9 protein-coding genes are annotated in these 12,403 nt (G+C 44.5%); 5 read left to right on the top strand and 4 right to left on the bottom strand.

The window, feature by feature from the left end; genetic code table 11:
* Genes KCV26_08315 through KCV26_08300 form a run of 4 tightly spaced genes read right to left on the bottom strand, consistent with a single transcriptional unit; the run spans position 1 to position 3,929 of the window.
* Complete coding sequence (locus KCV26_08315) at positions 1 to 2,199, bottom strand: transpeptidase family protein (GenBank protein ID WZX35346.1); 2,199 nt, start codon at positions 2,197 to 2,199, stop codon at positions 1 to 3.
* A 1-nt stretch (position 2,200) separates the two neighbouring features.
* On the bottom strand, positions 2,201 to 2,542 hold the full coding sequence (locus KCV26_08310; protein ID WZX38356.1) for a hypothetical protein: 342 nt from the start codon (positions 2,540 to 2,542) through the stop codon (positions 2,201 to 2,203).
* Positions 2,543 to 2,569: 27 nt separating this feature from the next.
* Positions 2,570 to 3,478, bottom strand: a complete 909-nt coding sequence (gene rsmH, locus KCV26_08305; GenBank protein ID WZX35345.1) for a 16S rRNA (cytosine(1402)-N(4))-methyltransferase RsmH — start codon at positions 3,476 to 3,478, stop codon at positions 2,570 to 2,572.
* A gap of 7 nt (positions 3,479 to 3,485) precedes the next feature.
* Positions 3,486 to 3,929, bottom strand: a complete 444-nt coding sequence (locus KCV26_08300; protein WZX35344.1) for a division/cell wall cluster transcriptional repressor MraZ — start codon at positions 3,927 to 3,929, stop codon at positions 3,486 to 3,488.
* 244 nt (positions 3,930 to 4,173) lie between these two features.
* On the opposite strand from KCV26_08300, the gene KCV26_08295 reads away from it, so the two are divergent.
* From KCV26_08295 to KCV26_08275, 5 genes are all read left to right on the top strand, one after another.
* Positions 4,174 to 5,010 (top strand): 1-acyl-sn-glycerol-3-phosphate acyltransferase, encoded by an 837-nt coding sequence (locus KCV26_08295; protein WZX35343.1) that lies wholly within the window; start codon positions 4,174 to 4,176, stop codon positions 5,008 to 5,010.
* Between the two features lie 6 nt (positions 5,011 to 5,016).
* A complete protein-coding gene (locus tag KCV26_08290; GenBank protein ID WZX35342.1) occupies positions 5,017 to 6,033 on the top strand; it encodes a GNAT family N-acetyltransferase in 1,017 nt (338 codons plus the stop codon).
* 345 nt (positions 6,034 to 6,378) lie between these two features.
* Positions 6,379 to 9,312: a SusC/RagA family TonB-linked outer membrane protein gene (locus tag KCV26_08285; protein WZX38355.1), complete on the top strand. Its 2,934-nt coding sequence runs from the start codon at positions 6,379 to 6,381 to the stop codon at positions 9,310 to 9,312.
* 13 nt (positions 9,313 to 9,325) lie between these two features.
* A complete protein-coding gene (locus tag KCV26_08280; GenBank protein WZX35341.1) occupies positions 9,326 to 10,936 on the top strand; it encodes a RagB/SusD family nutrient uptake outer membrane protein in 1,611 nt (536 codons plus the stop codon).
* 15 nt (positions 10,937 to 10,951) lie between these two features.
* Positions 10,952 to 12,391 carry a SusF/SusE family outer membrane protein gene (locus KCV26_08275; GenBank protein ID WZX35340.1) on the top strand — a complete coding sequence of 480 codons (1,440 nt, stop codon included), beginning with the start codon at positions 10,952 to 10,954 and terminating at the stop codon, positions 12,389 to 12,391.
* Positions 12,392 to 12,403: the final 12 nt, after the last annotated feature.

Raw genomic sequence — 12,403 nt, 5'->3', positions numbered from 1 at the left:
TTACCGCAACGTTATGCTAATGGTTGTACCTCTAATCAGTTTGCTCTCCGGAGTGAACGATTGCGAAACCACTTTCCCCGAGCCGGTCAGATTGACCCTTAATCCTGATTTTTCGAGCAGGTAAACCGCATCTTTTGCACCCATGCCCAACACATTTGGCACCGAATTCTTATTTATCGCCAATGCCTGTGGATGATAAGCAACGCTGTCGTATTTTACTTTCACCCAGTCGGAAGCGGAATCCGAAACGTAAGATTTGAAATTCAGCATCGACAGTACCGCCTGACTGTTTCCCCAGCTTCCGCTTTTAATAGCCGGCATTTTCTGCAGGGTAGAATCTATCCGTGCTTGTTCAGGGGCAAGCTGAGTCCGCTTAACATACGTCTGCTCCGCGATATTTTTGAAAACCATACCTGCTTGTCCTCCGCCTGACGGAACTCCTCGAGGTTTTCTGATACCTACGAAACACGTATAGGTTGGGTCGTCTGCGGGGAAGTATCCGCAGAACGAAACGTAATAATCGCTGTATCCGCCACCACTGGCTATTTGTGCTGTTCCCGTTTTTCCTGCAATAGGGAAATAGTCCGATTTCACAACTTTCGCCGTCCCGTTCTCAATAACCCCTACCAGCATATCCTGGATTTGGATCAGGGTGCTATCTTTACACATCTTTTCGTTCACCACTTCCGCCTTATACTCTTCCACCACTTTTCCGTCTTTCAACAATGTTTTAGCGATAAACGGCTTGATCATTTTTCCACCGTTGGCAATACCGTTGTAGAACATCAGCATATAGATGGGTGGAACTTTGGATTCATAACCGAAAGACATCCACGGCAGTGTGGTTTTGGACCAGTAATTTACCTTATCATCGGGAAAACGAATGGATGATGTTCCTTCAATTCCGTTCAACGGGACATCCCAGGTGAGTTTTTTTCGTAAGCCTATCCTGTCAATGCCTTTTACAAATTTTGCCGGATCATCACCGTATGCTTTAAGTACAATTTTACTCATCACCACGTTTGAAGAGACTTCTATCCCTTCCTTTACCGTAAGGTATCCCCGGTCACGGCCCTGTCGCCAATAGTGGTCGCGCACCCACTTTCCGTTGTACTGATACAGTCCGTTGCCCACGTGAAAGGAGTCGGCAGGAGTTATCAATCCGTCATCGATTGCCACCATGACCGTTACGGTCTTGAAGGTAGATCCCGGTTCGTTCATGTAGGAAAAAGCATTGGGATTACCCTCACCATAGTTCCCGTTACTCATCCGGTCCAAGTTGGCAATCCCCTTAATCTCACCTGTTTTGGTTTCCATAATAATTGCCGTCCCCGATTCAGCCGCCGTCTCTTCAAGCTTTGCCCGGAGCGCACGCTCCGTCACATCCTGAATATCGGCATCGAGCGTAGTTACGATATCGTATCCGTCTTTAGCGGCAATCTCCTCTATATCGGTCCAGCGGCCCTGTATTTTTTGTCGGCTTTTCACCCCTTCAATCCCCCTCAACAGGGAGTCGTATTTTAATTCCAGTCCGCTTGCTCCCCCTTTCTCAAGGTCTTTGTATACGTTTCCAACCGTTCTGTTGGCGAGGTTCCCGAAGGGGCGTTTCCGCGCATTTTTTTCCTCGGCAATTAGTCCGCTGCGGTTGGAACGCTGGTTGAGGAACGGATAGGTACGAATCTCTTTCAAGTCAACGTAGGAGATGTCAGGACGAAGGATACGCACATAGCGCGACCTCAGCGCTACCTTCTTCTCACTGCCTTTTGTGGCATTCTCCTGCAGTTGCCGCTCCTCCTTTTCGCGTAGTTTCCATCCGTTCAGGATAATGTTTCTGTATTGCGAGGCCGTTCTGTCGGGAAACTTTTTAGCGAGGGCTACCGAAAGGTCACCAACATACTTCATCAACGTATCTTTTCTCATCCCCTCTGCCCAGAAATCCATGTACACACTGTACAAAGGCTCACTGGTAGCCAGAAGCTTCCCATCATAAGTATAGATATTTCCTCGCTTAGGAAGAATGACGCGGTCTTTGATAATGGTTTCTCTTTCCCCTACTTCCCGCCACTTCTTTCCTTCCGCCGTAAAAACGATCTTTCCTGCAGAGAAAATAATCATTAGCCCAACTCCCAGAAGGAGGAATACAATTAAGCCGTAACGATTTAAAATCCTCTTTTTGTTTTCGTCGGTTTTCTTTCCCATTTCATTTTTTCCCTTTCTGAATGCGATAAACCGGTTGGTTATTTATTTTCAACTCTAAACCCGACTCTTCCACCCTTTTTTCGATTTGTCCCTGGCGGCTGGCTTCAGTCAAGTCGGATGAAATGTCTAGCGACTCATACTTAGCGTCCTTCAACTCAACTTTCAGGCGCTCCATCTCTGCTATACGCTGCAAAACCGTGTACCGGTGGCTGATGAACAAAATCATAATGACAACCAAAACCAAAATAAATGTAAGGTTCCTGACGAAAAAGTTCTCCGTCAACACATTTCCACCGAAAACGTGTACGAATGATTTTCTTATGTTGTCTAGCTTCACTTTCATCATTTTGTGAGGTGCAAACTCCCTCCATTATATTTTCTCTGCAATTCGCAGTTTGGCACTTCTCGAACGCGGATTGTCCACCTGCTCTTGTTCCGTTGGAACAATCACTTTCCTGTTGATCAATTCAAACGGGGTTTCCCTGTTACCGTAAAAATCCTTGATGATATGCCCCTCGAAATTTCCGGCCTTAAAGAAATTCTTCACTAACCGGTCCTCCAGCGAATGATAGGAAATGACACTGAATCGCCCACCGGATTTCAGCATCTCCAGTCCCTGGATCAACATTTTCTCCAGCGCTTCCAGCTCATCATTCACCTCAATACGCAACGCCTGAAAAGCCTGAGCCAGGGTTTTATTTTCTTTTTCTCGAAAGGCGAACGGCTTCATAATCTCCAGGAAATCAGAAACGGCACCGATCTTTTTCGACCGGCGATAAGCAGAAACGGCCGTTGCAATCTTCCGCGCACTTTTCAATTCCCCGTAAAAGAAAAAAATATCCGACAACTTCTCTTCCGAATATTCATTCAAAACATCAGCGGCTGTTTTTCTGGACAGCCGGTTCATCCGCATATCCAGATCTCCCGGCAACCGAAAGGAAAATCCACGATCCGAATCGTCAAAATGATGCGACGACACCCCTAAATCGGCAAGAATTCCATCCACCTCATCTATCCGGTGATAGCGCAGAAAATTCTTCAAAAATCGAAAATTACTTTTTACGAATGTGAAACGCGGGTCCGGGATATGGTTTTGGTATGCATCTTCATCCTGGTCAAAGGCAAGCAGTCTGCCATTCTTTCCCAACCGCTTCAATATTTCTTTCGAGTGCCCACCTCCTCCAAATGTCACGTCAACATAAACCCCATCGGGACGGATATTCAACCCACCTACACTTTCTTGAAGCAATGCCGGTATGTGGTATATTTTTAAATTCATGGACACATCAGGACATCAGCTCTTGCAACCTTTCTGAAAACTCATCGGGATCAACCAACGGCTTTTCGAGTTTTTCTTTCGCCCATATCTCAATAGTATTATCCACACCCAGAAAACGAACTTCAGATTCGATACCCACCAGCACCATATAGCGCTTAGGGATTAAAATTCGCCCGCTTGCATCCATTTCAATCCGTTCGGCGTCGAGCACAAACTGACGGAAAACCTGCTGTTGCTCCTTGTTCCACTTGTTGAGCCGGCTCCTGAGTGTTTCGATCTCGTTTTCCCAGACTGTACCGGGATAAAGTACCAAACAATCCTGAAAAATATCCTTGCGAAGCACCAAAAACTCTTCTTCTGCACCCTGCAGACGCTTACGAAAAACTGCCGGCACAAATATCCGCCCCTTCGCATCGGTTTTTGCTTCAATATTTCCCAGGAATTGCAACACTATATTCTTAATTCTATGATTTTTGCGGTAAAATTACAAAATAAATCCACTTTCCCCCACTTTTCCACACATTATTTTTAATAAAGTTATCAACAAGTTCTTTAAATGCTGATTAGATGCAACTTACACACTATTTAATCCCATAAAATAGTGTAGAATATTTCTACCGTTTTAAATAAATGAGATCTGCTTGTCCTTTATTCTTAATTATTTTGTATTTTTGTAAGTCCGTAGGAAAGTCATTATGTCGGAAAAAACTGATTTCAAATTAGATATCGATGGTGTTTTGCAGGCTAAAGCAAAAAAACACTACAAGAAAATCCCCAAATTTGTCGTTAATTATTTAAAGCGCACCATTCATCAGGATGAATTAAATGCGATCATCGAGCGTAACCGGGATAAGCAGGGTGTTGATTTTATGCTCGCCCTGGTGGATAAAGAGTTTAAAGTCAACCTAAAAATCCACGGGGAAGAAAATATTCCCGCGGAGGGAAAATTTGTTTTTGCTTCCAATCACCCGCTGGGTGGCCTGGACGGGATTTGCCTATCGGCTTATTTAGGGGAAAAATATAAGGGGAAAATCAAATACCTGGTTAACGATGTTTTGTTAAACATCAGGAACCTCGAATCCATTTTTGTTCCGGTCAACAAATATGGTTCACAGGCCAAACTATCGGCCGCAGCCATAAACGAAGCCTACACGTCAGACAACCAAGTCATTACCTTCCCCGCCGGATTGTGTTCCCGAAAACAGAACGGACGGATAAAGGATCTGGAATGGATGAAAAACTTTGTCGTAAAAGCTATTGAACACAAAAGGGATATTATCCCCGTCCACTTCGACGCGAAAAACTCAGACTTCTTTTATAATTTTGCCAATATCCGCAAATCATTGGGACTAAAATTCAATATAGAACTTATATACCTGCCAGGCGAAATGTTCAAGAACAAAGGTCAAACATTCCACATCACTTTTGGAGAACCCATACCCTGGCAATCGTTGAATAAATCAAAAAGTCCTATGCAATGGGCGGAAGAGATAAAAACCGTTGTTTACAATTTACCCCAAAAAAGAGATTAATTAAGTATGGAAAAAATCATCGATCCGATTGATAAAGCCCTCATAAAAAACGAACTAACCGTAGGAAAAAGAATACGATCCACCAACAAGGCCAACAACGAAATTTACATCTTCACTGCCCACGATTCGCCTAATCTCATGAGGGAAGTGGGGCGGCTACGTGAAATTGCTTTCCGTCACTATGGAGGAGGAACCGGACTAGAAGCCGATATCGACAAATACGACCTTATGGAGCATCCGTATCATCAACTTATTGTCTGGGATCCGGAAAAGGAAGAGATTCTAGGCGGATACCGCTTCATTATGGGTAAAAAAGTAGATTTTGATGAGAAGGGTAAGCCGATGCTCGCCACCGCTCATTTATTAAACTTCTCCGATGATTTCCTGCAAAACTACTTGCCGTACACCGTAGAATTAGGCCGATCGTTCGTCTCTCTCGAGTATCAATCTACCTTACACAGCCGCAAAGGCATCTTTGCACTTGATAATCTTTGGGACGGCCTGGGCGCACTCACGGTAATTGATCCTTCAATGAGGTATTTTTTCGGAAAAGTAACCATGTACGGGACCTATAACAAAGAAGCCCGCAACATGATCTTGTATTTTATGCACCTGCATTTTCCCGACCCGGACAAACTAGTCACCCCAATCAGCCAACTTGTCACCAATACCGATACAGGCAAGATGAAACACCTGTTTAAAGGTAAAAACTTCAAGGAAGACTACAAGGTTCTGAACCGGGAAGTCCGCAGCTTCGGGTTAAACATTCCACCGCTCATCAATGCCTACATGGGATTGTCACCCACCATGCGTTTCTTCGGAACTTCCATAAACGACGAATTCGGAGACGTGGAAGAATCAGGTATTCTTATCGAGATCAACCAGATCCTCGAAGAGAAAAAACAACGTCATATTGAATCCTATATAAAATCCAACCCAAGCAAACGATTCCTTATCGGATTACGGAGAGCCATTTCCGGAAAAAGCAAAAACCTGATCAAAAAATCCAAAAACAAAAAGTGAAAACCTCCGTCTTTTTCCTACCATAAGGCACTCGTTCAAAAACCGTAAATTACTGACAGTTTATTTTTTACACTTAAAAAATGCAATCGTTTGCACAGGTAAATACAGTTAAAACACTGTTTTATCCGTGCAATTTTTTGTTTTAACCTTACTTTTGTGTCAAGAGTGGAAATTAATATGAATAAATGAGAACACATTTGCCGTCATTTACTTATAATTAATGTAATTCTGCGAAAAAAGTAGAGAGTAGAAAAGTATAAATCAGTTAATCTTACAACGTTAACAAACATGCATGTAAATTTCAAAAAAAGTACGAAAGCGTTCTTGATGACAGTGTTGTCGAGCATGCTAATGATTTTATCGGTCAGCGCTCAAACGGGCTCTACGATAAATGTGCGGGGAACGGTAAAAGATGTTGCGGGCGAACCGATCATCGGAGCCAGTATCCTTTTACAAGGAACAACCTCGGGTGTGGTAACGGATTACGACGGGAATTTTTCCATCCAGGCTCCGGGTAATGGAACACTCGTTATCTCTTATGTGGGTTATATAACCCAAACGATAGCCATTCAAAACAGAAACAGCATAGAAGTTATCCTGCAAGAAGACATGGAATTGCTGGATGAAGTGGTGGTAATCGGTTATGCAACAGGAAGTACACGTACCATATCCGGTGCCGTGGAAAAGGTTGGAAGAGAAGACATGAACGCCGGGGTTATCGTGAATCCGCTGGATGCCCTTAAAGGAAAAGTAGCCGGAGTAAATATCCAGAAGACTGGCGGCGACCCGACAGCGGGAAGCGCCATCAGGATTCGCGGAACAACCTCGTTATCAGGAGGAAATGACCCCCTTGTAGTGATTGACGGGGTGTTTGGCGACCTGGCATTGTTGAATGCTCTTTCTCCATCCGACATCGAAAGTTTCACCATCTTAAAAGACGCCTCGGAAACAGCACAGTACGGCTCGAGAGGAGCAAGTGGTGTGATTGTTGTTACCACACAAAAAGGAAAAGCCGGAACAAAATCCATCAATTATGACGGGACTTTCGGCGTTGAAGATGTTTACAAAACCATCAACATGTTGAACGCCGACGGTTACAGAGCTGCCGTGGAGTCGATGGGATACGCCAACGCATTGGACAAGGGCGCCAACACCAACTTCATGCAAGAAATGCTCCAAACCGGATACACACAAAATCACCGCATTTCTTTTGGTGGCGGAACAGCTGAAACCAATTTCAGAGCATCCTTGGGTGTCATTGACCAAAAAGGGATAATCAAAAATAACTCGATGAGGAACTACACTGCAAAAATTGACGGTAGTCAGCTTTACTTCGATAACAAGCTTAAACTTGATCTGGGTATGTTTGGTTCAAAAAGAGAAAGCAGATATGTCAACGACTACCAAAAGACGTTTTATTCCGCCGCATCTTTCAACCCCACTTTTCCCAATACCCAAAACGATGATGGCACCTGGCCGGAAGATCCGAATGCAAACGAAGTGGACAACCCGCTTGGTCGTTTAACTATCAGCGACAAAGAAGACAACGCCTATTTGTCAACAAATGGACGGTTAACATGGGCCATCAACGACAACCTGAATTTAAGCGCATTTGGGTCTTATACCTACAATGCAAAAGAGAACATGAACTACATTCCCACCAACATTAAACAAGGGGTAAGGGAAGGCAGAGGTAAAGCCTATAGAGGAATGAATAAGAGCAATATCCTGATGGGTAACATAAGCCTGAACTACAAGAAAATGTTCCAAAACAGCCGTTTAGACGCATTAGCGTTGATTGAAGGGCAAAACTACAATTACACCGGATTCGGAGCAAACGCACGTGGATTTGACACTAACTTTTTCGGTTATGACAACCTGGCTGCCGGTGCTGTTGTAAAGTACGGAGATGTGAGTTCATATAAAAACGGATACAGTTTGAACTCATTTCTTGGTCGGGTGAACTACATGTACGCTAACCGCTATATTGCTACAGTAAATATGCGTTTCGACGGTTCTTCGAAATTAGGAGAGAACAACAAATGGGGGTTTTTCCCTTCAGCGTCTCTGGCGTGGGTAATGAGCGAGGAATCTTTCCTTAAAGACATCAACGAAATTAACGAAATTAAATGGAGAGTCGGATACGGACGTACCGGTAATCAGGATGCCATCAGTGCCTACAATTCCCTTTTGCTGATGGGGCCTTCAGGATTGACCAGTGTCAACGGAGTACCAACAGTAACCTACGGGTATAACAGAAATGCGAATCCCGATTTGAGGTGGGAAACCAAAGACATGTTCGACGTGGGTATGGACGCATCCTTCTTTGACCGGAAACTGACAGCCACCATCGATTATTATTACTCCAGGACAAAAGATTTGCTGTATAACTACGATGTACCGGTACCTCCCTTTGTGCATCCAAAATTGCTTGCTAATTTAGGTGAAATGGAAAATAGCGGTTTGGAAGTTTCACTAGGTATTACACCCCTCAGAACGGAGGATATGGAGTTGACCGTATCGGGAAACATGGCATTCCAGAAAAATAAGCTCTTATCGTTAAGCGGAACCTACATGGGACAAGAACTCAATGCAGCAGAATATATGCAACTGGCAAGAATTAACGGTGCAGGATTCCAAGGTGGGAACACATACGTAACTTATCAGGTTGTTGGTCAGCCATTGGGTGTTTTCTACTTACCTAAATCAAATGGCATAATCAACGACGGATTAGGAAGCTATAGCTATAACATTCTGAACCTCGATGAGGATCCGGCTATTAATTTGAACAACGGAGCCGACAGGTATTTTGCCGGCCAGGCAATGCCGAAAGTGATCATGGGAACCAACATCAGTTTCCGTTACAAGGCATTCGATATCCAAACACAAATGAACGGTGCTTTTGGCCATAAAATTTACAATGGAACATCATTATCCTACATGAATATGAACGTATTCCCAACCTATAATGTATTGCCCGATGCTCCCGAGAAGAAAATCTTTGACAGCACGGTAACCGACTATTGGCTGGAAAAAGGCGATTACCTGCATATCGCTTATGTAACACTGGGCTATAACTTCAATGTGGAAAAAATGAAAAATTGGGTAAATTCTATACGTTTAACTGCATCTGTAAATAATTTGCACACATTTACCAACTACTCCGGTTTATCTCCAATGATAAACAGTACCACGGTGAATGAAGAACTGGGGCTTGACGACAAAAGGTTCTATCCGCTTTCCCGCACCTATTCACTGGGTTTAAGTATTAACTTTTAATTGAAGTGAGATTATGAAAAATAAAATATTATACAGTTTATTACTCTCGTTTGCATTTGTTCTTTTCAGCTGCAACCTGGATGAAAATCCGGCAGATCAGATGCCCGAGAACGAAGCATTTAAAAGTCCTGTGCTTATTTATCTGAATACCGTAGCCAGCCTCTACACCGAAATTGGCGGAGACGGAGGAAGCCAGGGCTTGGCCGGCACAGACAGGGGAATCTACGATCTCAACACTTTTACAGCCGATGAAGCGCTTCTCCCCACACGTGGTGGTGACTGGTTTGATGGTGGTTTGTGGCAAGATATTTTCACACATAACTGGAAAACCGATAACTCCCTGGTAAAAGGAAGCTGGGACTATCTATACCGGGTGATCGGTAAAACCAACCAATCCATCGATAAGTTAAACGCATTGGTGGAGGAAGACCCGGAAAACAGCTTTCTTCCCGTCTACCTGGCTGAAGTGAAGGCAATCAGAGCCATGTACTACTATTACCTGATGGATCTCTATGCAAGGGTTCCCATTGTTGAAACAGCCTCTGTTCAGATAGCCGACGTAAGACAGTCGAGCCGATCGGAAGTTTTTGCATTTATAAAGAAAGAACTGGAAGCATCCATTCCGCTTTTATCAACAGCCAACAGTTCCAAACAAGGTGAATTTTACGGCCGGATGACCCGCCCGGTTGCCTACTATCTGATGGCGAAATTGGCATTAAATGCACAAGTATATGCAGATGATGATTGGACAGACAATAATGGCATACCGAACGGAACAACCACTTTCAATGTTGGTGGAGCAAACAAAACGCCGTGGGAGGCCACCGTTGCATATTGCGACTCTATTACTGAGTTGGGATACACATTGGAAAGCGATTTTTCGAAGAATTTTAGCATTACCAACGAGAGTTCGAAAGAGAATATCTTCGTCATCCCAATGGATCCGGTACTCTATAAAGCCCGCAACATGTATCTTGTTCGTTCTAGGCACTATGCGCACGCTAAAGCCTATTCACAGGATGGATGGAACGGAGCCTCGGCAACCAAGGAAGCTTTGGCTGTCTTTAGAAAAGATGCGGTTGATCCCCGTATGGAGAAAACTTATTTTCTGGGGAAGGTCTACGGACCCGACGGCAATCCCGTGATGGATGGAGACAAGGAGCTGGAATACAAGCCGGATGCCATTGCGCTTGATGTATCAGGAAGTACCAACGAGAAAACCGCTGGTGCCCGGTTGGCTAAATATGAATTTGATCCGACAGCCCAGGCGGGTGGTCAGCTGGTTCACAACGACTGGGTATTGTTCCGCTATGCGGATGTGCTGCTAATGAAGTCTGAGGCGTTGGTAAGAGCCGGACAGAACGGAGATGCCGAGTTGCAGCAAGTAAGAGCGAGAGCTGGGGCCGGCGCCAGGCCAGCAACTCTTAACAACCTGTTGGATGAAAGATTGCTGGAATTCGCATGGGAAGGGATGAGGCGTCAGGATTTAATCCGCTTCGGCAAATTTCATCAACCCATTTCAGACCGGCCGGTTTCGGCTCCTTACAGATCCGTATTCCCTATCCCGGTAGATGTGTTATCGTTGAACACCAACTTGACCCAAAACCCCGGATATACCAATTAAATAAACTAAACAGAAATGAAACATTTATATAAATATCTATTGTTCTTGCTGCTGCCTTTTTTAGCGAATTGCAGTGACAACGAAAATTGGACAATTGTTGAAGACATTCAACAAGGGGTGTACATCAGCGGTTCGGCCACCGTGTACAGCGGAGAGGCCCCGGCCTCGGCTTTAAAAGCAGTTCCTCTCGATGGAGACGTGACAGAACTGCCCGAATTAGTAGGAATCTATACCTGGTTAAAAGCTGACGGAGATTTCACTATTTCCGTTGCTGCCGATTTAAATCAGGTTGTAAAATATGGCAATGGAGGTGAAGTGAAAAAAGCCGACAATATTACAGTATATACGCTTTCACAAGATGCTACTCCCTTAAAAGTTGAAAAAGACGACTTTTACTTCGTAGTTGTAAATACCGCTTTAAAGGAAATAAACATCCTGCCCGTAAATTATGGTGTAATTGGTGCTGCCACCCCAAAAGGCTGGGATGGAGAAACAGCATTAAGTGCTCCTTCGTTCGATGACAAGTTGACCATCACTTGGAAAGGCAAGCTTAACATGACACCTGGCGGTTATAAATTCAGGTACAGCGGAGGCTGGGGACAAGAAATCAATAAAGAAGGCGGAAAAGCTAAGTTATTTACTGACTTGGGCAACTTCGGCACATCGCAAGCACCGCTAATCGAAAATGCAATGAGCCAGGTAAGGCCCGGAGGCTCCGACTTCACCACTGAAGTAGGTGGTGAGTTTGAATTCACCATCCAGTACGACTTAAGGAGCCGTGCCTACAATGCCTCCTTCGACATCATCGGTGAAGCGGTTGTCCCGCCGGAATATCCGGAAAAAATGTATCTGGTGGGCGATGCCACCTCATACGGATGGGATACTCCCGGCACCAAGGCAGCGGCAGAGATGCACAAAGTGGCAGGGGGAAATGAGGGTTTATACTGGAAGATTCTCTCCCTTGAGGCGGGAAAAGGATTCAAACTATCCAATGCCAACTGGGGAAATACCAATCTTGGATTTGGAGAAATTACTTCTTTCGATTCCAATGGCATTGCAGTTACCGAAAGTGGCGGCAACATGTCAATCGCCGAGACGGGGATTTACACTATCGTGCTTGATTTGCGTAACAATGAGAAAAAATTGTCTGTTGTCCCGGTGAAAGTTTTCGGCATGGGTGACACCTATGGTGGCTGGGACAAAGATAAAGCATCCAACTTGTTTACAGTCAATCTGGACACCCGAACCGTTGTTTCGCCTCCGACAACAACAAGCGGCAATCTGCGTATGTACGTATCCCATCCCTGGATTCCCGATTGGTGGCAGGCTGAATTTAATGTTTATAACACAACGATCGAATACCGAAATGATGGCGGTGATCAAGCAGCAGTTGCAGTTACAGCCGGCCAGGTGGCCACGTTGCATTTTGACGACAACACAGGGTCAATCAAGTAATAATAACTAACT

Origin of the sequence: Petrimonas sulfuriphila (genome assembly GCA_038561985.1) — a bacterium.
GTDB classification, from domain to species: Bacteria; Bacteroidota; Bacteroidia; order Bacteroidales; family Dysgonomonadaceae; genus Petrimonas; species Petrimonas sulfuriphila.
This window is presented reverse-complemented; position numbering and strand designations above follow the sequence as displayed.